The sequence below is a fragment of the Pseudomonas rubra genome (genome assembly GCF_028656935.1).
Taxonomy (GTDB): Bacteria; Pseudomonadota; Gammaproteobacteria; order Pseudomonadales; family Pseudomonadaceae; genus Aquipseudomonas; species Aquipseudomonas rubra.
Genome location: NZ_JAMDGZ010000019.1, coordinates 158,684 through 183,143, shown reverse-complemented (window position 1 = coordinate 183,143; position 24,460 = coordinate 158,684). Strand labels below are relative to the sequence as shown.

Annotated in this window: 28 protein-coding genes; 21 read left to right on the top strand and 7 right to left on the bottom strand. The window is 63.0% G+C overall.

Annotation, left to right across the window (positions count from 1 at the left end):
• Positions 1–9 precede the first annotated feature (9 nt).
• From M5G17_RS10370 to pilG, 4 genes are read right to left on the bottom strand one after another with little or no spacing between them, the layout of a single operon-like run.
• Entirely contained in the window at positions 10–2,055 is a 2,046-nt protein-coding gene (locus tag M5G17_RS10370) for a methyl-accepting chemotaxis protein (protein ID WP_273892826.1), read from the bottom strand.
• 15 nt (positions 2,056–2,070) lie between these two features.
• Positions 2,071–2,625, bottom strand: coding sequence for a chemotaxis protein CheW (locus M5G17_RS10365; RefSeq protein ID WP_130262696.1), 555 nt, complete (start codon positions 2,623–2,625; stop codon positions 2,071–2,073).
• The gene (gene pilH / locus M5G17_RS10360; RefSeq protein ID WP_130262694.1) at positions 2,622–2,987 is read right to left on the bottom strand and encodes a twitching motility response regulator PilH; all 366 of its coding nucleotides are present in this window, start codon (positions 2,985–2,987) and stop codon (positions 2,622–2,624) included. The genes M5G17_RS10365 and pilH overlap by 4 nt, the downstream gene beginning before the upstream one ends.
• A gap of 42 nt (positions 2,988–3,029) precedes the next feature.
• Complete coding sequence (pilG, locus tag M5G17_RS10355; protein WP_273892825.1) at positions 3,030–3,440, bottom strand: twitching motility response regulator PilG; 411 nt, start codon at positions 3,438–3,440, stop codon at positions 3,030–3,032.
• Between the two features lie 227 nt (positions 3,441–3,667).
• Here pilG and gshB point away from each other — a divergent pair, with 227 nt between their 5' ends.
• The 15 genes from gshB (at position 3,668) to M5G17_RS10280 (ending at position 18,557) form a co-directional block, all read left to right on the top strand.
• Positions 3,668–4,621 (top strand): glutathione synthase, encoded by a 954-nt coding sequence (gshB, locus tag M5G17_RS10350; RefSeq protein WP_273892824.1) that lies wholly within the window; start codon positions 3,668–3,670, stop codon positions 4,619–4,621.
• A gap of 109 nt (positions 4,622–4,730) precedes the next feature.
• Positions 4,731–5,636, top strand: coding sequence for an energy transducer TonB (locus M5G17_RS10345; protein WP_273892823.1), 906 nt, complete (start codon positions 4,731–4,733; stop codon positions 5,634–5,636).
• An 83-nt stretch (positions 5,637–5,719) separates the two neighbouring features.
• A complete protein-coding gene (locus M5G17_RS10340) occupies positions 5,720–6,700 on the top strand; it encodes an ankyrin repeat domain-containing protein (protein ID WP_273892822.1) in 981 nt (326 codons plus the stop codon).
• Positions 6,701–6,771: 71 nt separating this feature from the next.
• On the top strand, positions 6,772–7,341 hold the full coding sequence (locus tag M5G17_RS10335; protein ID WP_273892923.1) for a YqgE/AlgH family protein: 570 nt from the start codon (positions 6,772–6,774) through the stop codon (positions 7,339–7,341).
• Positions 7,341–7,772 carry a Holliday junction resolvase RuvX gene (ruvX, locus tag M5G17_RS10330; protein WP_038997540.1) on the top strand — a complete coding sequence of 144 codons (432 nt, stop codon included), beginning with the start codon at positions 7,341–7,343 and terminating at the stop codon, positions 7,770–7,772. The genes M5G17_RS10335 and ruvX overlap by 1 nt, the downstream gene beginning before the upstream one ends.
• Before the next feature lie 62 nt (positions 7,773–7,834).
• Positions 7,835–8,353: a bifunctional pyr operon transcriptional regulator/uracil phosphoribosyltransferase PyrR gene (gene pyrR / locus M5G17_RS10325; RefSeq protein WP_273892821.1), complete on the top strand. Its 519-nt coding sequence runs from the start codon at positions 7,835–7,837 to the stop codon at positions 8,351–8,353.
• A 13-nt stretch (positions 8,354–8,366) separates the two neighbouring features.
• On the top strand, positions 8,367–9,371 hold the full coding sequence (locus tag M5G17_RS10320; protein ID WP_038997542.1) for an aspartate carbamoyltransferase catalytic subunit: 1,005 nt from the start codon (positions 8,367–8,369) through the stop codon (positions 9,369–9,371).
• Positions 9,368–10,639: a dihydroorotase gene (locus tag M5G17_RS10315; protein ID WP_273892820.1), complete on the top strand. Its 1,272-nt coding sequence runs from the start codon at positions 9,368–9,370 to the stop codon at positions 10,637–10,639. The genes M5G17_RS10320 and M5G17_RS10315 overlap by 4 nt, the downstream gene beginning before the upstream one ends.
• 177 nt (positions 10,640–10,816) lie before the next feature.
• Positions 10,817–11,347 carry an ATP-dependent protease subunit HslV gene (gene hslV / locus M5G17_RS10310; protein WP_038615396.1) on the top strand — a complete coding sequence of 177 codons (531 nt, stop codon included), beginning with the start codon at positions 10,817–10,819 and terminating at the stop codon, positions 11,345–11,347.
• Positions 11,348–11,424: 77 nt separating this feature from the next.
• A complete protein-coding gene (gene hslU, locus M5G17_RS10305; protein WP_273892819.1) occupies positions 11,425–12,762 on the top strand; it encodes an ATP-dependent protease ATPase subunit HslU in 1,338 nt (445 codons plus the stop codon).
• 45 nt (positions 12,763–12,807) lie between these two features.
• Complete coding sequence (locus tag M5G17_RS10300) at positions 12,808–13,185, top strand: gamma-butyrobetaine hydroxylase family protein (protein WP_273892818.1); 378 nt, start codon at positions 12,808–12,810, stop codon at positions 13,183–13,185.
• Between the two features lie 350 nt (positions 13,186–13,535).
• Positions 13,536–15,215, top strand: coding sequence for a class II poly(R)-hydroxyalkanoic acid synthase (phaC, locus tag M5G17_RS10295; RefSeq protein WP_273892817.1), 1,680 nt, complete (start codon positions 13,536–13,538; stop codon positions 15,213–15,215).
• A gap of 60 nt (positions 15,216–15,275) precedes the next feature.
• Entirely contained in the window at positions 15,276–16,127 is an 852-nt protein-coding gene (gene phaZ / locus M5G17_RS10290; RefSeq protein WP_273892816.1) for a poly(3-hydroxyalkanoate) depolymerase, read from the top strand.
• 119 nt (positions 16,128–16,246) lie between these two features.
• Positions 16,247–17,929, top strand: a complete 1,683-nt coding sequence (gene phaC, locus M5G17_RS10285; RefSeq protein ID WP_273892815.1) for a class II poly(R)-hydroxyalkanoic acid synthase — start codon at positions 16,247–16,249, stop codon at positions 17,927–17,929.
• A gap of 13 nt (positions 17,930–17,942) precedes the next feature.
• Positions 17,943–18,557: a TetR/AcrR family transcriptional regulator gene (locus tag M5G17_RS10280; RefSeq protein WP_273892814.1), complete on the top strand. Its 615-nt coding sequence runs from the start codon at positions 17,943–17,945 to the stop codon at positions 18,555–18,557.
• A gap of 71 nt (positions 18,558–18,628) precedes the next feature.
• On the opposite strand, the gene M5G17_RS10275 is transcribed toward M5G17_RS10280, so the two are convergent.
• The 3 genes from M5G17_RS10275 to M5G17_RS10265 all read right to left on the bottom strand — a co-directional run bounded on the left by M5G17_RS10275 (position 18,629) and on the right by M5G17_RS10265 (position 20,241).
• Entirely contained in the window at positions 18,629–19,354 is a 726-nt protein-coding gene (locus M5G17_RS10275; protein WP_273892813.1) for a phasin family protein, read from the bottom strand.
• Positions 19,355–19,364: 10 nt separating this feature from the next.
• Complete coding sequence (locus M5G17_RS10270; RefSeq protein ID WP_273892812.1) at positions 19,365–19,784, bottom strand: phasin family protein; 420 nt, start codon at positions 19,782–19,784, stop codon at positions 19,365–19,367.
• A gap of 181 nt (positions 19,785–19,965) precedes the next feature.
• Complete coding sequence (locus M5G17_RS10265; protein WP_273892811.1) at positions 19,966–20,241, bottom strand: polyhydroxyalkanoic acid system family protein; 276 nt, start codon at positions 20,239–20,241, stop codon at positions 19,966–19,968.
• Between the two features lie 124 nt (positions 20,242–20,365).
• On the opposite strand from M5G17_RS10265, the gene ubiE reads away from it, so the two are divergent.
• The 6 genes from ubiE (at position 20,366) to M5G17_RS10235 (ending at position 24,460) form a co-directional block, all read left to right on the top strand.
• The gene (gene ubiE, locus M5G17_RS10260) at positions 20,366–21,136 is read left to right on the top strand and encodes a bifunctional demethylmenaquinone methyltransferase/2-methoxy-6-polyprenyl-1,4-benzoquinol methylase UbiE (protein ID WP_273892810.1); all 771 of its coding nucleotides are present in this window, start codon (positions 20,366–20,368) and stop codon (positions 21,134–21,136) included.
• Entirely contained in the window at positions 21,136–21,759 is a 624-nt protein-coding gene (locus M5G17_RS10255) for a ubiquinone biosynthesis accessory factor UbiJ (RefSeq protein WP_273892809.1), read from the top strand. The genes ubiE and M5G17_RS10255 overlap by 1 nt, the downstream gene beginning before the upstream one ends.
• Positions 21,756–23,363: a ubiquinone biosynthesis regulatory protein kinase UbiB gene (ubiB, locus tag M5G17_RS10250; protein ID WP_273892808.1), complete on the top strand. Its 1,608-nt coding sequence runs from the start codon at positions 21,756–21,758 to the stop codon at positions 23,361–23,363. The genes M5G17_RS10255 and ubiB overlap by 4 nt, the downstream gene beginning before the upstream one ends.
• Positions 23,364–23,435: 72 nt before the next feature.
• Entirely contained in the window at positions 23,436–23,828 is a 393-nt protein-coding gene (hisI, locus tag M5G17_RS10245) for a phosphoribosyl-AMP cyclohydrolase (protein WP_273892807.1), read from the top strand.
• 1 nt (position 23,829) lies between these two features.
• Positions 23,830–24,165, top strand: coding sequence for a phosphoribosyl-ATP diphosphatase (locus M5G17_RS10240; protein WP_273892806.1), 336 nt, complete (start codon positions 23,830–23,832; stop codon positions 24,163–24,165).
• Between the two features lie 25 nt (positions 24,166–24,190).
• Positions 24,191–24,460: a twin-arginine translocase TatA/TatE family subunit gene (locus M5G17_RS10235; RefSeq protein WP_273892805.1), complete on the top strand. Its 270-nt coding sequence runs from the start codon at positions 24,191–24,193 to the stop codon at positions 24,458–24,460.

Genomic DNA, 24,460 nt, shown 5'->3' with positions numbered 1-24,460 from the left:
ATGATGCCCTCAACGCGGCGGCGCCGGCGGCAGGGTAAAGCCGGACACCGAGCGGCGCATTTCACTGGCCATGCGCGCCAGGTTGCCGATGCTCTCGGCGGTGGCGGTTGAGCCCGCCGAGGTTTGCGAGGTGATCTGTTGAATCACCGACATGGTATGCGAGATCTGCCCGGCCGAAGAGGTCTGCAGCTGGGCGGCATCGGAGATGCTGTGAATCAGATCGGCGAGGGTTTGCGACACGCCTTCGATTTCCGCCAGGGCAACCCCGGCATCCTGGGCCAGACGCGCACCGCGTACCACCTCAGCGGTGGTCTGCTCCATGGAAATCACCGCTTCGTTGGTGTCGGCCTGAATGGTGCGCACCAAGGCTTCGATCTGCCGCGTGGCCGACGACGAGCGTTCGGCCAGGCGTTGTACTTCGTCGGCCACCACGGCAAAGCCGCGGCCGGCTTCCCCGGCCAGCGAAGCCTGGATCGCCGCGTTGAGGGCAAGGATGTTGGTCTGATCGGCAATGTCGTCGATCAGGTTGACGATATCGCCGATCTCCTGGGACGACTCGCCCAGGCGCTTGATCCGTTTAGCGGTGTCCTGGATCTGTTCGCGGATGTTGTCCATGCCATTGATGGTGTTGTGCACCACTTCGTTGCCCTTGTTGGCGATGGCCACCGAACGCTCGGCCACTTTCGCCGACTCGTAGGCGTGGGTGGACACCCGGTCGATGGATTCGGCCATGTCACCGACCGCCACCGAGGCATCGCTGATCTGTTGGGCCTGGTGCTCGGAGGCCTTGGCCAGCTGACGTGCAGTGTTCTGGGTGTCCTGCACGGCGGCGGCGACTTCTTCGGCACTCAGGTTGATGGTCGCCACCAGATCGCGCAGTTGGTCGATGGAGTAATTGATCGAATCGGCGATGGCCCCGGTAAAGTCTTCAGTCACCGAGACCGTCACCGTCAGGTCGCCATCGGCGAGGTCTTCGATCTCATCGAGCAGGCGCATGATCGCCTGCTGGTTGCGTTCGTTCTTCTCGGCAGTTTCGCGCAACTGGCGGTGAGTGGTGCGCACCATCACCAGGCCGATGAGGATGATCGAGGCCAGCGCCAGCAAGCCCAGTACGTAGCCGCCGACCGTATCCAGGGTGCGCCCACCGGCCAGGTTTTCAAAGCCGGTGGCCAGCCGCGAGGCTTCATCGAGCAGGGTTTGCGACAGGCCGAAGATACTGCCGGCAGCTTCACGGACGCGGAACAGCTCGGGGGAGGTTTCGAGGATTTCGTCCACGGAACCGGCGACGAACTGGAACAACTCGGCGATCTCGGCCAGGCGCGCGCGGGCGTCCGGATCTTGCACGCGAGTAATCTGGATCGTTTCGTTGCCGCCGAGCATGGCTTCGAGCACCTGGCCAAAACGGCTGGCGTCGCGACCAAAGGCATCAGCGGCCTGCACCGCAGTATCGTCGCCGGCCAGCACGGTGTTGACCGAGCCCAGAATGCGTTCGGCCAATAGCGACTGGCGCTGGGCCACGGCCACCTGGCTGGCCGGTGCCCCGCTCTGCAGGAGGATCTCTACGACCTTTTCGTATTCGATCTGCAACTGCGGCACGGTTTCAGCCAGGGTCGCGGCAACCTGATGCAACGACAGCACGGTCTGCTCGCTGGCCAGAATCGTATCGGTGTTCTTGCGCAGGTTCTCCCAGTCGCGCAGCACGGCGTCCATTTCCTTGCGCACCGCCGGTGGCGCCGCGGGCAGGCCGGTACCGGCATCGCCTTTTTTCAGGTAGCCCCAGCGCTGCTCGAAATCGTTACGCGCCTCGCTCAGCAAGCGAAAAGCCACGGCCTTGCCGGCAGCGGCTTCGGTGGCGTTCTTGGCGATGCGCTGGGACAGCACGCGCAACTCACCGGCATGGCCGATGTACTGCTTGTCGTAGTTGGCCTGGGTGTTGAGGTAGGCAAAGTTGGCGAACAGCAGGATGATCGACAGGATCAACACCACGAACAACGCCGCGATCTGCGCGCTGTTGCGGGAGCCCTGGGACGATGGAGCCGTCTTGGTGGTGGTCACGGGAGAGGCATTCCTTTACAGCGCGACATCAAGAAAACCCGGCGCCTGGGCCAGGGCGAAGGGGCTGAAGATCGCCCAACTGCGCTCGCGCTGAAAATGCCCTTGAACAAAGGGCGCAGCAGCGCTGAGCAGTGGGGTTGGCGGCGACAGGTCGAGGCTGTGCAGAGGAAAATGCTGCAAGCCCAGCACTTCATCGACCAGCAACCCGGTGAACAGCTCGTCATGATCGAGCACCAGAACCCGCCGTTGCTTGCGCGGCGCCGACAGGCCCAGGCCAAAGAAGCCACGCAGGTCCATCACCGGCAGCAGGCGACCGCGCACATTGGCCACGCCGCTGACCCACGGCTTGACCCCGGGGATGCGACTCAGGCGCGGCTCATGCAGGACCTCGGCAACTTCGCCCATGGGCGCGACGAACCACTGTTCGGCGATGCGAAAGCCAATGCCGCTCCAGCTCTGCAGGCGGGTTTCCTGCAGCGGCAGGTCGGCGGCCAGCAAGCGGCAACGCCGGTCGATGTCCAGCAGCAGCTCGAAGGCCGTCAGCGACTCGCCCATGGGCCGGGTGGTCAACCTTTGAGCACGTCGTTGAGCTTCTTGATCAGGGTGTCTTCGTCCACCGGCTTGGTCAGGTAGTCCTTGGCGCCCTGGCGCTGGCCCCAGACCTTGTCGGTCTCCTGATCCTTGGTGGTGACGATGATCACCGGGATGTGCGCGGTTTCAGGGTCTTTGCTCAGCTGGCGGGTAGCCTGGAAGCCATTGACCCCGGGCATGACGATGTCCATCAGCACCGCATCGGGCTTTTCGTGACGGGCCAGAGCCACACCGTCGGCACCGTTTTCGGCCTTGAGCACCTGATGCCCGTGTTTTTCGAGCATACCGGTCAGTTTGTACATTTCGGTCGGCGAATCGTCGACGATCAGAACTCGGGCCATGCTGTTCCCCATGAAGGAATAGACGCCTGCGCAGACGCAGTGTCAGGGTGCGTGTTGTTCTTCTGCGGCGAATCCGGGCACATGGGTGCGGATTGCATCCAGCAGTTCTTCCTTGCTGAAAGGCTTGGTCAAAAATTGATCAGATCCGACGACACGGCCGCGGGCCTTGTCGAACAGGCCATCGCGGGACGACAGGAGTATCACCGGCGTGTCCTTGAAGCTGCTGTTCTGCTTGATCAGGGCACAGGTCTGGTAACCGTCCAGACGCGGCATCAGCACGTCGACGAAAATGATCTGTGGCTGGTGGTCGATGATCTTGGCCAGGGCGTCGAAACCGTCGATGGCCGTAATGACCTCACATCCTGCTTCACTGAGCAATATCTGAGCGGTGCGGCGAATCGTCTTGGAGTCGTCGATCACCATTACCTTCAATGCCGCGCCGGGCTGTTCCATAATTGCTCTACCATCGCTGCTCTAGCGTCGCCTGGAAGGCCGTGCAGGCCACGTGCCAGGCCTTTTTAGCACACTCTGGGGGGTGCATTCCATCGGCCCGCGCCGACGCCCGCCAACGCACTGGCCAGGATGCGTTTTTCCCTTGACCGCCAGCGCTGCGAGCGCCACCCTGACGCCACTTTTCATTCGAGCCAATGCGGCCCATTGCCGCTGAGAGGATTTAGCCCATGAGCGTTCGCCTCGGGATTGTCATGGACCCCATTGCGCGCATTTCCTATAAAAAGGACAGCTCGCTAGCCATGTTGCTGGCCGCCCAGGAGCGCGGCTGGTCGCTGTTTTACATGGAACAGCAGGACCTCTACCAAGGCGCCGGTGAAGCCCGTGCGCGCATGCGCCCACTGAAAGTCTTCGCCGACCCCGAGCACTGGTTCGAGCTTGATGCAGAACAAGACAGCGCCCTGAGCGAGCTGGACGTGATCCTGATGCGCAAGGATCCGCCGTTCGACATGGAGTTCGTCTACAGCACCTACCTGCTGGAGCAGGCCGAAGCCGCCGGGGTGCTGGTGGTCAACCGCCCGCAAAGCCTGCGCGACTGCAACGAGAAGCTGTTCGCCACACTGTTCCCGCAGTGCACCCCACCGACCTTGGTCAGCCGCCGCGCCGATATCCTGCGCGAGTTCGTCAACCAGCAGGGCGACACCATCCTCAAGCCCCTGGACGGCATGGGCGGCACCTCGATCTTCCGCCATCGCCCGGGCGATCCGAACCTCTCGGTGATCCTCGAAACCCTGACCGCCAATGGCGCCCAGCAAATCATGGCGCAAGGCTATCTGCCGGCCATCAAGGACGGCGACAAGCGCATCCTGATGATCGATGGTGAGCCGGTGCCTTACTGCCTGGCGCGCATTCCGGCGTCTGGCGAAACCCGTGGCAACCTGGCCGCCGGTGGCCGTGGCGAAGCCCGGCCGCTGACCGACCGCGACCGCTGGATCGCTGCACAGGTCGGCCCGACCCTGCGCGAGAAGGGCCTGCTGTTCGTTGGCCTGGACGTGATCGGCGAACACCTGACCGAAATCAACGTCACCAGCCCGACCTGCATCCGCGAAATCGATAACGCCTTCGGCACCCGTATTGGCGTGCTGTTGATGGATGCCATTGATCGCAAGCTCAAGGCGCGCTGACAACCGACGCGGAGCAACCGCGCAGAGTGGGGTATCATGCCGGTCGTTTTTATGACCTGGGCACCTGTTCTGCCGGTTTTCCCCGGTTTTTGCAGCTGCTGGATACCTGATGACGCTTCCTGCTGACATCCCTGCCGACTTCTCTCCACCCCGCGTACGCCCGGTGGACCGCCTGGGCTTTACCCTGTTCCTGGCGGCGCTGCTGCACCTGGCGCTGATCCTCGGCGTCGGTTTCACCTTCGCCAAGCCCGAAGAAATCCGCCGGACCATGGAAATCACCCTGGCCACCTTCAAGAGCGAGAAGGCGCCGAGCAAAGCTGACTACCTGGCCCAGGACAACCAGCAAGGCAGCGGCACCCTGGATAAGAAAGCGCTGCCGAAAACCACCGAAGTGGCACCCTTCCAGGACAGCAAGATCAACAAGGTCACCCCGCCCCCGGCCGCCAAGCCCGAGGTGCAGCCACAACCGACGCCGCCTAAAGCGGTGGTCGCAACCAAGGCGCCAAAGCCGGAAAAAGTCGAAACCCGGCCCAAGGAAAGCAAGCCGCAGCCTACACCCAAGGCCGCGACCCCGGATTTCGACAGCTCGCAGTTGTCCAGCCAGATTGCCAGCCTAGAAGCCGAGCTGTCCAATGAGCAACAGTTGTATGCCAAACGTCCGCGCATCCACCGCCTCAATGCCGCCTCGACCATGCGCGACAAGGGCGCCTGGTACAAGGATGAGTGGCGCAAGAAGGTCGAGCGCATCGGCAACCTCAATTACCCTGACGAAGCCCGACGCCAGCAGATCTATGGCAGCTTGCGGCTGATGGTGTCGATCAACCGCGACGGCTCGTTGTATGAAGTGCTGGTGCTGGAGTCCTCCGGCCAGCCCCTGCTCGACCAGGCTGCGCAACGCATCGTGCGCCTGGCCGCTCCGTTCGCGCCGTTTACCGGCGACCTTGCCGATATCGACCGGCTGGAGATCATCCGTACCTGGCGTTTCGCCCGCGGCGATCGACTGCAAAGCAACTGATCTAAGGCTCCGCCTGATGGCAAAACAATAGCCATGCTGCGATTATGCGCGCCCGTATATCCCCCCAAGAAAGGACTCTTTTGATGTCGCGCATCCGTTTCGCCCGTAAAACCGCTGCCTTGGCCTTGGCCCTGGCCGCTTGCGCACTGCCTGGCGCAGCCTTCGCCAGCGCCGCCGAGCTGTCGAAGCAGCTTTACAACGAAGTCGGCGAATACAAGTACGATGAAACGCCGGCGCGCCTGGCCAAGATCCAGGCCCTGCTCGACCAGGGTGCCGATCCCAAAGGCCAGCCGATGTTCCTGGCAGCCTCCTACAAGATCGTCGCGCCGTTCGAGTTGTTCCTGCCGAAGATCGACGCCAAAGCCCCGATCCAGGAGAACGGCGAAACCCTGCTGCTGTTCGTCCTCAACCAGGCCGAACAGTCCAAGGCTTCCGAGGCCGACCTGCGCATGGTCAAGGGCCTGATTAAAGCCGGCGCCGACGTCAACGTGATCGCCCAGGGCGATTCCGCCACACCGCTGAACACTGCGGCACGCAAGGGCTCACCCGAATTGATCAAACTGTTGCTGGCTTCTGGCGCCGATGCCAAGGCGGTGCGGCCGAACGGCTTTACCCCTCTGACCGGACCGGGTGCCTCGAACCTGGAAGTGATCAAGCTGCTGGTCGCTGCCGGCGCCAATCCGTATCAGGTAACCCTGACCGGCACGACGCCGCTGCATCACGTCTGCGAACGCGCCTTTGAAATGAACGGCCAGCCCGACCCGCAAGCCGCCCAGCGCATCGCCCTGCTGCTGAAAAAAGGCAGCTCGATCGATGCCTACCACGAGCAACAAGGCACCTTCCCGGTCGGTACACCGCTGCAAGAAGCCGCCCGCATGGACAACCCGGACTGCGTCGCTGCGCTGATCAAGGCCGGCGCAAGCCTCAAGGCACCGGCGTTCCCCGAGAGTTACCTGGCCAAGTACCCGCAGGCCAAGCAGAAGACCGTCCAGGAGTACGTGCTGTCGGCCGCTGAAGAGTCGCCAACCCTGTACACCGAAGAAGTGGTCAAACTGTTCAAGTAACCCCACAGTAAAGCTGACAAGGTGATCGCAGCACCTTGTCAGCGTGGCCGCTCGCCGCCACACTATCAGCCATGAAGAACCTCAGCCCGGATTACCTCAAGCATCAGTTCCTGATTGCCATGCCGCACATGGCCGACCCGAACTTCGCGCAGACCTTGACCTACATCGTCGAGCACAACGCCAATGGGGCGATGGGACTGGTGGTCAACCGGCCGCTGGAGCTCAACCTGGCCGATATCCTCGAACAGCTGCGCACGGACGTCGAGCCGCCCGCCAGCAGCATTCACGTCCCGATCTACACCGGCGGCCCGGTGCAAACCGACCGCGGCTTCGTCCTGCACACCAGTGACCGCACCTTCCAGGCCACCGTCGAGCTCGATGGCCTGTCGCTGACCACCTCCCAGGACGTGCTGTTCGCCATTGCCGACGGCCTTGGGCCGAAAAAGAGCCTGATCACCCTCGGTTATGCCGGCTGGGAAGCCGGGCAACTGGAAGCGGAGCTGGCCGACAACGCCTGGCTGAACTGCAAATTCGACCCCGAGATCATCTTCGGCATGGCCTGCGAACAGCGCCTGGCCGCAGCCGCCGCCAGCCTGGGAATCAACCTCAGCCTGCTGACCAGCCAGGCGGGGCACGCCTGATGGCCGAAGTACGCCTGCTGCTGGGCTTTGATTACGGCAGCCGCCAGATCGGCGTCGCGGTCGGCCAGGTGATCACCGGCCAGGCCCGCGAGCTGTGCACCCTCAAGGCGCAGAACGGCACGCCGGACTGGGCCCAGGTGGAAAAACTGATCAAGGAGTGGAAACCCGATGCCCTGGTGGTCGGCCTGCCATTGAACATGGACGGCAGCCCCAGCGAAATGAGCGAGCGCGCAGAAAAATTCGCCCGCCGCCTCAATGGCCGTTTCAACCTGCCGGTACACACCCACGACGAACGCCTGACCACCTTCGAGGCCAAGGGCGAACGCATGGCCCGTGGCGGCCAGCGCGGCAGTTACCGCGACAACCCGGTGGACGCGATTGCCGCCGCCTTGCTGCTGCAGGGCTGGCTGGAGGCCAATACCGGGGCCTGAGACCCGATCATCGCATTCAAGCCGGGCCAGCGCACCGCTCCCCGGCCTCTTGAGGAGCAAGCATGAGCCTACCCAATCCCGCCGAACTGATCCGGCAGATGGCTGTCGACCTTCGTGCCCATCTGGCCCGGCGCGCCATTGCCGAACCGCGTTTCATCGGTATCCGCACCGGTGGTGTCTGGGTTGCCCAGGCATTGCTGAAAGAGCTGGGCAGCGACACCGCCCTGGGCACCCTCGACGTTTCCTTCTACCGCGACGACTTCAGCCAGAACGGCCTGCACCCGCAGGTGCGCCCGTCAGACTTGCCCTTCGAGATCGAAGGCCAGCACCTGGTGCTGATCGACGACGTACTGATGAGCGGGCGTACCATTCGCGCCGCCCTCAACGAACTGTTCGACTATGGCCGCCCGGCCAGCGTGACCCTGGTCTGCCTGCTCGACCTGGATGCCGGTGAATTGCCGATCCGGCCGAATGTAGTCGGTGCCACCCTGTCGCTGGCCGCCCATGAACGGGTAAAATTGACCGGACCCGCACCGCTCGCCCTCGAGCGCCAGGACCTCCCCTGCGCCTCCGCCCTTTAAAGAGTCCCCCGCGATGACGCCAATCGACGCCAAGCGCCCGCTGCAGCTCAATGATCAGGGCCAGCTGCGCCACTTTCTCTCGCTCGACGGTTTGCCCCGCGAACTGCTGACCGAAATCCTCGACACTGCCGACTCGTTCCTCGAAGTCGGCGCCCGGGCCGTGAAGAAGGTCCCGTTGCTGCGCGGCAAGACCGTCTGCAACGTGTTCTTCGAGAATTCCACCCGTACCCGCACCACCTTCGAACTGGCCGCCCAGCGGCTGTCAGCCGACGTTATCACCCTGAACGTGTCGACCTCCTCGACCAGCAAGGGCGAAACCCTGTTCGACACCCTGCGCAACCTCGAAGCCATGGCCGCCGACATGTTCGTCGTGCGTCACGGCGACTCGGGTGCTGCGCACTTCATCGCCGAGCACGTGTGCCCGGAGGTGGCGATCATCAACGGCGGCGACGGCCGCCACGCCCACCCGACCCAGGGCATGCTCGACATGCTCACCATTCGTCGGCACAAAGGCGGTTTCGAGAACCTCTCGGTGGCGATCGTCGGCGACATCCTGCACTCGCGGGTGGCGCGCTCGAACATGCTCGCGCTGAAAACCCTGGGCTGCCCGGATATCCGCGTCATCGGCCCGAAAACCCTGCTGCCGATCGGTATCGAGCAGTACGGCGTGAAGGTTTATACAGACCTGGAACAAGGCCTCAAGGACGTCGACGTGGTGATCATGCTGCGCCTGCAGCGTGAGCGCATGGCCGGTGGCCTGCTGCCCAGCGAAGGCGAGTTCTACCGCCTGTTCGGCCTGACCACCGCGCGCCTGGCTGGGGCCAAGCCGGATGCCATCGTCATGCACCCGGGGCCGATCAACCGCGGCGTGGAGATCGAGTCGGCAGTGGCCGACGGCGCCCACTCGGTGATCCTCAACCAGGTCACCTACGGCATCGCCGTGCGCATGGCGGTGCTGTCCATGGCCATGAGCGGACAGACCGCGCAACGTCAATTCGAGCAGGAGAACGCCCAGTGAGCCTCAGTATTCTCGGCGCCCGGGTCATCAACCCGCTGAGCGGCCTGGACCAGACCACTGACCTGCACATCGATGCCGGCAAGATCATTGCCATCGGCGCCGCTCCGGCAGGCTTCAAGCCTGCGCGCAGCATCGATGCCCAGGGCCTGGTGGCCGCCCCCGGCCTGGTCGATCTCAACGTCGCCCTGCGCGAGCCCGGCTACAGCCGCAAAGGCAGTATTGCCAGCGAAACCCGCGCCGCCGCTGCCGGTGGCGTCACCAGCCTGTGCTGCCCACCACAGACCAAGCCAGTGCTGGACACCTCGGCAGTGGCCGAGCTGATCCTCGACCGCGCCCGCGAAGCCGGGCACAGCAAGGTCTACCCGATCGGCGCCCTGAGCAAAGGCCTGGAAGGCGAGCAGCTCGCCGAACTGATCGCCCTGCGCGACGCCGGCTGCGTGGCCTTCGGCAACGGCCTCAATGCCTTTGCCAACAACCGTACCCTGGCCCGCGCCCTGGAGTACGCCGCAACCTTCGATCTGACGGTGATCTTCCATTCCCAGGACCGCGACCTGGCCCAGGACGGCCTGGCCCACGAAGGCGCCATGGCCAGCTTCCTCGGCTTGCCGGGCATTCCGGAAACCGCCGAAACCGTGGCCCTGGCGCGTAACCTGCTGCTGGTCGAACAAACCGGCGTGCGCGCGCACTTCAGCCAGCTGACCAGCGCCCGCGGTGCGCGGCTGATCGCACAGGCCCAAGAGCTTGGCCTGCCGGTCACCGCAGACGTGGCCTTGTACCAGCTGATTCTGACCGATGAAGCGCTGCGCGACTTTTCCAGCCTGTACCACGTGCAACCGCCACTGCGCACCCGCGCCGACCGTGACGGCCTGCGCGCTGCGGTGAAGTCCGGGGTGATCCAGGCGATCTCCAGCCACCACCAGCCCCACGAGCGCGACGCCAAGCTGGCACCGTTCGGCGCGACCGAACCGGGCATCAGCAGTGTCGACGTGTTGCTGCCGCTGGCCATGACCCTGGTGGAAGACGGCCTGCTGGACCTGCCAACTTTGTTGCAACGTTTGTCTGCAGGGCCTGCAGCGGCGCTGCGCCTGCCGGCGGGCGAACTGAAGGTTGGCGGTGCGGCGGACCTGGTGCTGTTCGACGCCAAGGCCTCGACCGTTGCTGGCGAGCAGTGGCGTTCCAAAGGCGACAACTGCCCGTTCATCGGCCACTGCCTGCCAGGCGCGGTGCGTTATACCTTGGTCGATGGGCATATCAGCCACGAAGCCTGAGTCTGCATTGCCACATCGCGGGTCAAGCCCGCTCCCACAGGATTTCACCCATCCGTGTAGGAGCGGGCTTGCCCCGCGATAGCCAATACCGCTCATCCTGTAAGGTTGAAATCCTTCCCTGCACCCCCATATGAGTCTGCATCAGGCATTTTCGCCCCGCTGCGTGGAGACTCTCCCTTGACCACCATCGTTTCAGTTCGCCGCCACGGCAAAGTCGTCATGGGCGGCGACGGCCAGGTTTCCCTCGGCAACACCGTGATGAAAGGCAACGCCAAGAAGGTCCGCCGCCTGTACCACGGCCAGGTCATCGCCGGTTTCGCCGGTGCCACCGCCGATGCCTTCACCCTGTTCGAGCGCTTTGAAGGGCAGCTTGAGAAACATCAGGGCCATTTGATCCGCGCTGCCGTCGAGCTGGCCAAGGAATGGCGTACCGACCGCTCCCTGAGCCGCCTGGAAGCCATGCTGGCCGTCGCCAACAAGGACGCCTCCTTGATCATCACCGGCAACGGTGACGTGGTCGAACCAGAAGATGGCCTGATCGCCATGGGTTCCGGTGGCGCCTACGCCCAGGCCGCCGCTCGCGCCCTGCTGCAGAAGACCGACCTGTCGGCCCGCGAAATCGCCGAGACCGCACTGAACATTGCCGGTGACATCTGTGTGTTCACCAACCATCACCTGACCATCGAGGAGCAGGACCTGGCCGAGTAACTCAGCTGTTCTGGCGCCCGGCCCCGGTGGCCGGGCTTTTCCACGCTGATTCATCGAGCCCAAGGACCATCACTATCATGTCCATGACCCCCCGCGAGATCGTCCACGAACTCAACCGTCACATCATCGGCCAGGACGACGCCAAGCGCGCCGTCGCCATCGCCTTGCGCAACCGCTGGCGGCGCATGCAACTGCCGGCCGAGCTGCGCGTTGAAGTGACGCCAAAGAACATCCTGATGATCGGCCCGACCGGTGTCGGCAAGACCGAAATCGCCCGACGCCTGGCGAAACTGGCCAACGCACCGTTCATCAAGGTCGAAGCGACCAAGTTCACCGAAGTTGGCTATGTCGGCCGTGACGTCGAGTCGATCATCCGTGACCTGGCCGATGCCGCGATCAAGATGCTCCGCGAGCAGGAAATCATCCGCGTCGGCCACCGCGCCGAAGACGCCGCCGAAGAGCGCATCCTCGATGCCCTGCTGCCGCCGGCACGCACCGGTTTCAATGAAGACCAGGTCACCAGCCAGGACTCCAATACCCGTCAGCTGTTCCGCAAGCGCCTGCGCGAAGGCCAGCTCGATGACAAGGAAATCGAGATCGAAGTGGCCGAGGCCGTGGGTGTCGACATTTCCGCGCCACCGGGCATGGAAGAGATGACCAACCAGTTGCAGAACCTGTTCGCCAACATGGGCAAGGGCAAGCGCAAGAGCCGCAAGCTCAAGGTCAAGGAAGCGCTCAAGCTGGTGCGCGACGAAGAGGCCGGGCGCCTGGTCAATGAGGATGAACTCAAGGCCAAGGCCCTGGAAGCAGTCGAGCAGCACGGCATCGTGTTCATCGACGAAATCGACAAGGTAGCCAAGCGCGGCAACGTCGGCGGCGCAGATGTCTCGCGTGAAGGCGTACAGCGCGACCTGCTGCCGCTGATCGAAGGCTGCACGGTGAACACCAAGCTGGGCATGGTCAAGACCGACCATATCCTGTTCATCGCCTCCGGTGCCTTCCACCTGAGCAAGCCGAGCGACCTGGTGCCCGAGCTGCAAGGCCGCCTGCCGATCCGTGTCGAACTCAAGGCCCTGAGCCCGGAAGACTTCGAGCGCATCCTCAGCGAACCCCACGCCTCGCTCACCGAGCAATACCGCGAGCTGCTCAAGACCGAAGGCCTGAACATCGAGTTCGCCGCCGACGGTATCAAGCGCCTGGCCGAGATTGCCTGGCAGGTCAACGAAAAGACCGAGAACATCGGTGCCCGTCGCCTGCACACCTTGCTTGAGCGCCTGCTCGAAGAGGTGTCGTTCAGCGCCGGTGACCTGGCCAGCGCCCACAGTGAAGCTCCGATCCGCATCGACTCCGACTACGTCAACGGCCACCTGGGCGAATTGGCGCAGAACGAAGACCTTTCTCGTTATATTCTGTAAGCCTTTCTCTCTTACAGGCAGGGCCGCCTAGCGGCCCTGAACCACATGGCCAGACTCCCTACCGGCATCAACTTGCACAAAGCCTCCAAGACCCTCACCCTGACCTACGGGCCAGACGAGGCGTACCAACTGCCCGCCGAGTTCCTGCGCGTGCACTCCCCCTCCGCCGAGGTCCAGGGCCACGGCAATCCGATCCTGCAGCACGGCAAGCTTGGCGTTGGCCTGAGCGGGCTGGAGCCTGCCGGCCAGTACGCACTGAAACTGACCTTCGACGACGGCCACGACAGCGGCCTGTTCACCTGGGAATACCTTGAGCAGTTGTGCCTGCGCCAAGAGGCGCTCTGGGCAGACTATCTCGACGAACTGGCCAAGGCCGGAAAATCCCGCGACCCCAACGAGTCGATCGTCAAGCTGATGCTCTAGCCCGGACCCTTCAGGGTTTAGAGCGCATTTTCTAATTCTATTTGCTTGAATGCCTGCACCACGGCCAATGAGTGGCCGTCTTGCGCAATACCAAAAAGTCGGGTAACCAATGGATCTGGCAAGGTCCCTGCATCGGATTTAATGCAGGGTCGGGCCGGTATGTAGAGGTCGCGAGCGAAAGCAGGCAGTCTTCTCACGCAGAACAAACCCGCAGGGCTCATCGTCGTTTGCATCCGGCCGCAGGACCGCAGTTCGTTATCACTGGTCACCCGAGCAGCAGTACCGGGCGTTAGTCTGTGTAACGCGCACAGTCAAACCGGTACTCGTCTCAGGACAACGGAGCGTCGTAGATGAGTAACAAGAATAACGATGACCTGCAGCGCCAAGCCTCGGAAAACACCCTGGGTCTGAACCCGGTGATCGGCTTGCGCCGCAAGGATTTGCTGACTTCTGCTCGAATGGTGCTGCGCCAGGCCATTCGTCAACCGCTGCACAGTGCCAAGCATGTCGCCCATTTCGGCATGGAACTCAAGGATGTGATCTTCGGCAAGTCGAGCTTGCACCCGGAGAGCGACGACCGTCGTTTTCATGATCCGGCCTGGAGCCAGAACCCGCTGTATCGCCGCTACCTGCAGACTTACCTGGCCTGGCGCAAGGAGCTGCACGACTGGATCGATACCAGCAACCTCAGTGACCAGGACATCAGCCGCGGTCACTTTGTCATCAACCTGATGACCGAGGCCATGGCGCCGACCAACACCGCAGCCAACCCTGCGGCAGTCAAACGCTTCTTCGAAACCGGCGGCAAGAGCCTGCTCGATGGCCTGTCGAACCTGGCCAAGGACATGGTCAACAACGGCGGCATGCCCAGCCAGGTGAACATGGATGCCTTCGAGGTCGGCAAGAATCTGGGGACCAGCGAAGGTGCGGTGGTGTTTCGCAACGATGTGCTGGAGCTGATCCAGTACCGGCCAATCACCGAGCAGGTGCTGGAAAAGCCGCTGCTGGTGGTGCCACCGCAAATCAACAAGTTCTATGTCTTCGACCTCAGCCCGGACAAGAGCCTGGCGCGCTTCTGCCTGCGTTCCAACGTGCAGACCTTCATCGTCAGTTGGCGCAACCCGACCAAGTCCCAGCGCGAATGGGGCCTGTCGACCTATATCGACGCACTCAAGGAAGCGGTCGAGGTGGTCCTGGCAATCACCGGCAGCAAGGACCTGAACATGCTCGGTGCCTGTTCCGGCGGCATCACCTGCACCGCTCTGGTGGGCCATTACGCGGCGCTCGGCGAGAAAAAAGTCAACGCCCTGACCCTGCTGGTTAGCGTGCTCGACACCACCCTCGACACCCAGGTGGCGCTGTTCGTCGACGAGCAGACCCTGGAAGCGGCCAAGCGCCATTCCTACCAGGCCGGGGTGCTCGAAGGCCGCGACATGGCCAAGGTGTTCGCCTGGATGCGCCCCAACGACCTGATCTGGAACTACTGGGTCAACAATTACCTGCTGGGCAACGAGCCACCGGTGTTCGACATCTTGTTCTGGAACAACGACACCACACGCCTGCCGGCCGCCTTCCACGGCGACCTGATCGAAATGTTCAAAAACAATCCACTGCTGCGCCCCGATGCACTGGAAGTGTGCGGCACGCCGATCGACCTCAAGCAGGTGACCACCGATATCTTCAGCGTCGCCGGCACCGCCGATCACATCACCCCGTGGCAGTCGTGCTACAAGTCGGCGCAGCTGTTTGGCGGCAAGGTCGAGTTCCTGCTGTCCAACAGCGGCCACATCCAGAGCATTCTCAATCCGCCGGGCAACCCCAAGGCGCGCTACATGACCAGCAGCGATATGCCCGCTAGCGCCCTCGACTGGCAAGAGAACTCGACCAAGCACACCGACTCCTGGTGGCTGTATTGGCAAACCTGGCTGGCCGAGCGTTCGGGCAAGCTCAAGAAAGCCCCGGCCAACCTCGGCAATAAGGCCCATGTGGCCGGTGCCGCGGCGCCAGGGACCTACGTTCACGAGCGTTGATAGCGAACACCGCCGCAGCTCGCAGGGGCGGCGGCGTTTACCAACCACAGGGCTTCGCGCATGCCGCAACCGTATATATTCAGGACCGTCGACCTGGATGGCCAGACCATCCGCACCGCCGTCCGACCCGGCAAGCCGCACTTGACGCCGTTGCTGATTTTCAATGGCATCGGCGCCAACCTGGAGCTGGTGTTCCCCTTTGTCCAGGCTCTGGACCCGGACCTCGAAGTCATTGCCTTCGATGTGCCCGGGGTCGGCGGCTCTTCCACACCACGCCACCCCTATCGCTTCCCCGGCCTGGCTAAGCTTACGGCGCGCATGCTCGATTACCTCGACTATGGCCAGGTCAACGCCATCGGTGTGTCCTGGGGCGGCGCCCTGGCCCAACAGTTCGCTCACGACTATCCCGAGCGCTGCAAAAAACTGGTACTGGCTGCCACCGCTGCGGGCGCGGTGATGGTTCCGGGCAAGCCCAAGGTACTCTGGTTGATGGCCAGCCCCAGGCGTTATGTGCAACCCTCCCATGTGATCCGCATTGCACCGCAGATCTACGGCGGCGCCTTTCGCCGTGACCCGGACCTGGCCCTGTCGCACGCGGCCAAGGTGCGCTCCGGGGGCAAGCTGGGTTACTACTGGCAGCTGTTCGCCGGGCTTGGCTGGACCAGCATCCACTGGCTGCACAAGATCCAGCAGCCAACGCTGGTGCTGGCCGGTGACGACGATCCGCTGATCCCGTTGATCAACATGCGCCTGCTGGCCTGGCGAATTCCCAATGCCCAGCTACACATAATCGACGACGGTCACTTGTTCCTGATCACCCGGGCAGAGGCCGTCGCCCCGATCATCATGAAGTTCCTTCAGCAAGAGCGCCAACGCGCCGTCATGCACCCTCGGCCCGCCCCCAGCAGCTGAGACGCCCGCCACACCCGAGCCCATGGCGGGACGCCAGGCAACCCGGGTGCGCGGCGCAAGGTTGGTGTCGCTTTTGCATTGATGTGTTTGTTGATGGCTTGACGACGGAGTGTTGCCTGATGAAAGACAAACCCGCGAAGGGGACGTTACCGGCCCCCGCCACCTATATGAACGTGCAGAGTGCAATCAGTGGCCTGCGCGGCCGCGACCTGCTCTCGACCTTGCGCAGCGTCAGCCGCCATGGCTTGCGCCACCCGCTGCATACCGCCAAGCACATGCTTGCCCTGGGCAACCAGTTGGGCAAAGTGCTGCTCGGTGAAACGCCCTACCAACCCAGCCCCCGCGACAACCGCTTCAAGGACCCGGCCTGGAGCCAGAACCCGCTCTACAGCCGTGGCCTGCAAGCCTACCTGGCCTGGCAGAAACAGACCCGCCTGTGGATCGAAGAGAGCCAGCTTGAGCCGGACGACCGCGCCCGGGCGCACTTCTTGTTCACCCTGCTCAACGACGCCGTGTCGCCGAGCAACTCACCGCTCAACCCCCTGGCGGTCAAGGAGCTGTTCAACTCCGGCGGCCTGAGCCTGCTGCGCGGTATCAATCACCTGCTCGATGATCTGCGCCACAACAACGGCCTGCCGCGCCAGGTCAGCCTGCAAGCCTTCGAGGTCGGCCGCAACCTGGCCACCACCCCGGGTTCGGTGGTGTTTCGCAACGAGCTGCTGGAACTGATCCAGTACAAGCCGATGAGCGAAAAACAGTACGCCAGGCCCCTGCTGGTGGTACCGCCACAGATCAACAAGTACTACATCTTCGACTTGAGCCCGGCCAACAGCTTCGTCCAGTACATGCTCAAGAACGGCCTGCAGACCTTTATGGTCAGCTGGCGTAACCCCGACCCGCGGCATCGCGAATGGGGCCTGTCGAGCTATGTCGAGGCGCTGGAAGAGGCGCTGAACGTGTGCCGGGCGATCACTGGCAGCCGCGAGGTCAACCTCATGGGTGCCTGCGCTGGCGGCCTGACCATGGCTGCACTGCAAGGTCACTTGCAGGCCAAACGCCAGTTGCGCCGGGTCAGCAGCGCCACCTACCTGGTCAGCCTGCTCGACAGCCAGATCGACAGCCCGGCCAGCCTGTTCGCCGACGAGCAGACCCTGGAAGCGGCCAAGCGCCGCTCGTATCAGCAAGGGGTACTCGATGGCCGCGAGATCGCCCGGGTGTTTGCCTGGATGCGCCCCAACGACCTGATCTGGAACTACTGGGTCAACAACTACCTGCTGGGCAAGGCGCCACCAGCGTTCGACATCCTTTACTGGAACAACGACAACACCCGCCTGCCGGCCGCCCTGCATGGCGACCTGCTGGACTTCTTCAAGCACAACCCGCTGGCCCGCGCTGCGGGGCTTGAGGTGTGCGGCACACCGATCGACCTGCAGAAAGTCAACGTCGACAGCTTCAGCGTCGCCGGCAGCAACGACCACATCACGCCCTGGGATGCGGTGTATCGCTCGGCAGCGCTGCTGGGTGGCGACAAGCGCTTCATCCTCGCCAACAGCGGCCATGTGCAAAGCATCATCAACCCGCCGGGCAACCCCAAAGCGCACTATGTCGACAACCCCCGCCTGAGCAGCGACCCACGGGCCTGGCTCTATGACGGCAAGCAGGTTGACGGCAGTTGGTGGCCGCAGTGGCTGGAGTGGATTCAGGCACGCTCCGGCGCCCAGCGCGAAACCCTGATGGCCCTCGGCAACCAGAACTACCCTCCCATGGACCCCGCGCCCGGCAGCTACGTACAGGCGCGCTGAACAAGAAGAACGGATGAAAACCCGCGACCGTATCCTTGAGTGTGCCCTGCAACTGTTCAACCGCCAGGGCGAGCCGAATGTCTCGACCCTGGAGATTGCCAACGAAATGGGCATCAGCCCGGGCAACCTCTACTACCACTTCCACGGCAAGGAGCCGTTGGTGCAGGGGTTGTTCGAACGCTTCGAGGACGAGCTCACACCACTGCTCGACCCACCGTTGGAAGTGCGCCTGGATGCTGAGGACTACTGGCTGTTTCTGCACCTGATCGTCGAGCGCATGGCCCAGTACCGCTTCCTGTTCCAGGACCTGTCGAACCTGACCGGGCGCCTGCCCAAGCTGGCGCGCGGCATGCGCAACCTGCTCAACGCCCTCAAGCGCACCCTGGCAGCATTGCTGGCCAGCCTCAAGGCCCAGGGCCAGGTGCTTAGCGATACCCGCGCACTGGGGCAACTGGTGGAACAGATCACCCTGACCCTGCTGTTCTCCCTCGATTACCAGCGCGTGCTGGCCCGTGAGGGTGAGGTGGGGGTGGTGGTGTATCAGGTGATGATGCTGGTGGCGCCGCACCTGGAGGCCACGTCACGGCATGCGGCCGAGCAGTTGGCCTTGAGGTACCTAGACGGCTGAAAGCATCGCGGGGCAAGCCCGCTCCCACAAAGTTTCTGTGGAAGCGGGCTTGCCCCGCGATAAAGCCAGTATCAGGCCTGGCTGATCGAGCTGACCGGTGCCGAAGGTGCCGTCGTGGTCGGTGCTGCCGTTACCACTGCAGCTGCGCTTGCTGCCGGTGCAGCGCTGGCCGCAGGTGCTGCCGGTTTCGCTGCAGCAGGCTTGGCGGTCGCAGGCTTTCTCGCTGCCGGTTTCTTCGCCGCAGCCGGTTTGGCCACAGGCTTGGCAGCAGTTTTTGCTGCTGGCTTGGCCGCTGCAGTTTTAGCTGCAGGTTTGGCCGCAGCTTTCGGTGCGGCCTTAGCCAGTGGCTTAGCCACCGTCTTGCTCGCCGCTGGCTTTTTCGAGATAGGCGTGACCGATGCACCGGTCAACTTCTCGATCTGCTTGGTCAGCGTGTCGACCTTCGAATGCAACGCCTTGACCTCACTGCGGCTCGGCACGCCCAGGCGCGAGATGGCACTGTTCAGGCGTTTGTCGAAAGCCTCTTCGAGCTCGCCCCATTTGCCCAGTGCGCGGTCTTTGACATCACTGACCCGAGAGGTCGCCGACTTGGCGCTTGCCTTGGCCGAGTTGACCGAACTCTTGGCCAGTTTTTCAGCTTTCTCACCATCCTTGACCAGGGTGTCGAACAGCTTGTTGCCATCCTGATCGATCTTGGAGTAGATACCCAAACCAGCCAGCCAGATCTTGCGGGAATATTTCTCGATCCCCCCGACCCAGGAGCTGCCTTCTTTCTCAGTAGTCTTCTTGCCAGCCATCCCGCTCTCCTTATTGTTTACGTGCGACACGTTCAAGCAATGCCGTGAGCTCATCGAGCTTGGCAGAGAGTGCCTCCACGTCATGTTTAGACGGAATGCCGATGCGATTCAAGGCGCTTGCGACCCGAGTGTCGAAAGCCTTTTCGATTTTGTCGAGTTGAACCTCGACCTTGCCCCTGACGCTGGTCAGCTCGCTCTTCACCGAATCGATCTCGGAGTTGGCGGCATCGAGCTCGGCATCCAGGCGTTTCTTGCCGCGTTTTTCTACCGATTCACCGGCCTTGACCAGCTCCTTGAGGTAGTCGGCACCTTCCTGGCCGGCCCGGGTGTAAGCCCCAAGGCCCGCCAGCCAGATCTTGCGCGCGTAGCCGCGCACATCACCCAACCTGCGTTGGGCATCGTCTTTTTTCTTCAGGATAATATTGGCCATGCTCTACACCTCACGCGCTGAACGGAAATGGAAGAACTGCCCAGGGAAGTTGGGCTTGAGCACAAGGTAGGGGGAAAAATTAGAATTCTCACCCTAAGGGCAAGATCAGCTGATCCAAATCAGACCAGCTCACACAAATCCTGTGGGAGCCGGCCTTGCCGGCGATGAGGCCAACGCGCAATCAAACCAACGCCTTGTCCAGCGCCCGCTCGATCTCGCTCTTGATGGTCGCGCTCATCATCGACAGCATCATGCCCAGCTTCAGTTCGACCTTGATGCTGTCCTCGCCGATCTGCACGCTGCCATTGGCACCGCTGCGCTTGATCTCGACCCGGTCACCGTTCCAGCTGGCCTTGAGGTCGTACTCACGGGCCAGCTTGTCGACCAGGGCTTCGGCCTTTTGCCGAGCCGCGTCGCGGCCCAGGCTGTGTTTGCGTTCAACGCTGATCTGGGTCATTCATTCAATCCTGGGTTCGAAGGCATACTTGTATTATGCCCGCGTCCCACCTGCGACACACCCCGCCAAGACAAAACCGACCGTACGCCCTAGAATGGCCAGTAATTTTTTCCGGTGAAGCGATATGAACGATCAGCGCAAAGGCGACCACGCCGAACCCACCACCCACTTCGGCTACAAAGATGTGCCGGAAAGCCAGAAGGCCGAGAAAGTCGCCGAGGTGTTCCACTCGGTGGCGGCCAAGTACGACCTGATGAACGACGTGCTCTCCGGCGGCATGCACCGCCTGTGGAAGCGCTTCACCATCGAGCTGTCGGGCGTGCGCCCAGGTAACCGCGTGCTCGACATCGCCGGCGGTACCGGCGATCTGGCCGCCAAGTTCTCGCAGCTGGTCGGCCCTAGCGGCCAGGTGGTGCTGGCCGATATCAACGAGTCGATGCTCAAGGTCGGCCGTGACCGCCTGCTCGACCGCGGCGTGGCCGGCAATATCGAGTTCGTCCAGGCCGACGCCGAAAAGCTGCCGTTCCCGGACAACCACTTCGACTGCGTGACCATCGCCTTCGGCCTGCGCAACGTCACTCACAAGGATGAGGCCATCCGCTCCATGCTGCGGGTGCTCAAGCCCGGTGGCCGCTTGCTGGTACTGGAATTCTCCAAGCCAACCAACAAGCTGATGTCCAAGGTCTACGACGCCTACTCGTTCGCCTTCATGCCGCTGGCCGGCAAGCTGATCACCAACGACTCGGAAAGCTATCGCTACCTGGCCGAATCGATCCGCATGCACCCCGACCAGGAAACCCTCAAGGCGATGATGGTCGAGGCCGGTTTCGACCGCGTCACCTACCACAACATGACCAGCGGCATCGTTGCCCTGCACCGGGGAATCAAGCCCTGATGCTCCTGGCCGGCCTGCTCGCCAGCGTCGAACACGGCCTCAACCGTGTCTTGCGCCTGGACAGCACAGCGCTGCCGCGCCTGCGCCCGCTCGACGGCAAGGTGATTGCCATCGACTGCCGCCAGCCTGCCCTGCAGCTGTTCATCCTGCCCGGCGACGAAGGCCTGATGCTGGCCACGCACTGGGCCAACGAGGCTGACTGCACCCTGCGTGCGCCGGCCAGCAGCCTGCTGCGCCTGGCCCTGAGCCAGGACAAGAGCGCCGTGCTGCACAGCCCGCAGGTCGAGCTTGAAGGCGACAGCGCGGTGCTGCTTGACCTGGTCGCCGTGCTGCAGGACCTGGAGCTGGACTGGGAGTACGAAGTCTCCCGCTGGCTCGGCCCGGTCGCCACGCAGATGCTCAGCGGCCACTTGCGTAGCCGCGCCAACTGGACTCGCCAGGGCCTGGCGGCGCTCAACCAGAACCTGTCCGAGTACCTCGCTGAAGAGGCCAGGACCCTGGTTGGCCAGCGCGAAGCCGAAGCCCGCTTCAGCGAACTCGACACGCTCAAAGTCGATATTGAACGCCTTGAGGCGCGCCTTGAGCGCCTTGCCCGATCCCTTGATACCAGCGATAACGCATGAAGCTGCTTGCCGTCCGCCGTTTGTTGCGCATCCAGCGCGTCGTGATCCGTTACCGTCTCGATGACCTGCTGTTCGCCCTGCCCCTGCCCTGGTGGCTGATGGGCCTGCGTTACGCCATGCCCTGGCGCTGGCTGCCGCGCAAGCAGCTTGAACTGAGCCGTGGCGCGCGCCTGCGCCTGGCACTGCAGGACCTGGGGCCGATCTTCATCAAGTTCGGCCAGTTGCTCTCGACCCGCCGTGACCTGCTGCCTGAAGACATCGCCGACGAGTTGATGCTGCTGCAGGACCGCGTACCACCGTTCGACTCGCAACACGCCATCGCCCTGATCGAAGAACAGCTCGGGGCAAGCATCAGCGAGGTGTTCAGCCGCTTTGACGTCGAGCCACTGGCCTCGGCGTCGGTGGCCCAGGTGCACGCAGCCAAGCTCAAGAGCGGCGAAGAGGTGGTGGTCAAGGTGGTGCGCCCGGGCCTGAAACCGGTCATTGCACAAGACCTGGCCTGGCTGTTCCTGATTGCCAAGGGTGCCGAGCGGGTCTCGGCCGATGCGCGCCTGCTGCACCCGGTGGAAGTGGTCAACGACTACGAGAAGACCATCTACGACGAACTCGACCTGTTGCGCGAAGCGGCCAACGCCAGCCAGCTCAAGCGCAACTTCGAAGGCTCGGAGATGATGTACGTGCCCCAGGTCTACTGGGACTGGTGCCGGCCGAAGGTGCTGGTGATGGAGCGCATCTACGGCATCCAGGTCACCGACCTTGTGACCCTGGCCGATCAGCGCACCGACATGAAGATGCTTGCCGAACGCGGTGTGGAGATTTTCTTCACCCAGGTATTTCGCGACAGCTTCTTCCACGCCGACATGCACCCGGGCAACATCTTCGTCAGCACGGTCAAGCCGTGGAGCCCGCAGTATATTGCCATCGACTGCGGCATCGTCGGCAGCCTGACGCCCGAGGACCAGGACTACCTGGCGCGCAACCTGTTTGCCTTCTTCAAGCGCGACTATCGCCGCGTGGCGCAGTTGCACATCGACTCGGGCTGGGTACCGGCGCAGACCAAACTGAATGAATTCGAAGCGGCGATCCGTACCGTTTGCGAACCGATCTTCGAAAAACCGTTAAAGGATATTTCCTTCGGCCAAGTGCTGATGCGCCTGTTCCAGACCGCACGGCGCTTCAACATGGAAGTCCAGCCGCAGCTGGTTCTGTTGCAAAAGACCCTGCTCAACATCGAAGGCCTGGGCCGCCAACTGTACCCGGACCTGGACCTGTGGAGCACCGCCCAGCCATTCCTGGAACGCTGGATGCGCGAGCGGGTCAGCCCCAAGACCCTGCTGCAGAACCTGCACGGTCAGGTCGAGCAGATTCCGCACCTGGCCGGCATGACCCGCGACCTGCTCGAACGCATGTCGCAGCCGCACCCGTCCGACCCACCGGCGCCCTGGCAGCAGAGGAGCGATCACTGGGCCCTGCGCCTGCTCGGTGCCGGGTTGCTTGGCGGCGGTGCCACCCTGGCCGCCGGCGCGGTCAGCCTGAGCGCTCCCGCCGCCTGGCCGGCCTGGCTGATGCTGGCCGCCGGCCTCTACCTGATCGTGCGTCGATAGCCAGCCGCGCCGCTGGCTGGCACACTAGCGCAAGGGTTCGGCACAGGCTCGAACCCGGCTTTGGAGTCGAAGATGAAAGACTGGCTGGACGAGATCAACTGGAACAGCGATGGCCTGGTACCGGCTATCGCCCAGGATCACAAAACCGGGCGCGTGCTGATGATGGCCTGGATGAACCGCGAATCGCTGACCCTGACCGCCGCCGAGCAGCGAGCCATCTACTGGTCACGTTCGCGTGGCAAACTGTGGCGCAAAGGCGAAGAATCCGGCCACGTGCAGAAGCTGCATGAAATGCGCCTGGACTGCGACGCCGACGTAATCATCCTGATGGTTGAACAACTGGGTCATATCGCCTGCCATACCGGCCGCGAAAGCTGCTTCTACCGGGTCTTCGAGCACGGTGAGTGGAAGACCGTCGATCCGGTCCTCAAGGACCCGCATGCCATCTACAGCGCAGGACACTGACATGAGCGACACCCTGACCCGCCTGGCCGAAGTACTCGAAGCGCGCAAAGGCGCCGAGCCCGACAGCTCGTACGTGGCCAGCCTGTATCACAAGGGCCTGAACAAGATTCTGGAAAAGCTCGGCGAAGAGTCGGTCGAGACCATCATCGCCGCCAAGGACGCCGCCCACAGCGGCGACTGCAGCGATGTCATCTACGAGACCGCCGATCTGTGGTTCCATAGCCTGATCATGCTTGCCCAACTGGGCCAGCACCCGCAGGCGGTGCTGGACGAGCTGGACCGCCGTTTCGGCCTCTCCGGGCATGCCGAGAAAGCAGCGCGTCAGCCGTCGGCCTAACTGAATTATTTCGAGGGATTGCACCATGGGTATTTTTGACTGGAAACACTGGATCGTCCTGCTGGTCGTGGTGGTACTGGTGTTTGGTACCAAGAAGCTGAAGAACTTCGGCAGCGACCTGGGCGAATCGATCAAAGGCTTCAAGAAAGCCATGAACGAAGAAGAGTCCAAGCCCGACGAGCAGACCCCAGCGTCGGTGCAACCTGTCCAGCCGCAGGCCGCTTCGCCGCTGAACCAGCCGCAGACCTTCGAAGGCCAGGCCCACAAGGTCGAAGAACCGGCCAAGAAAGAGTAA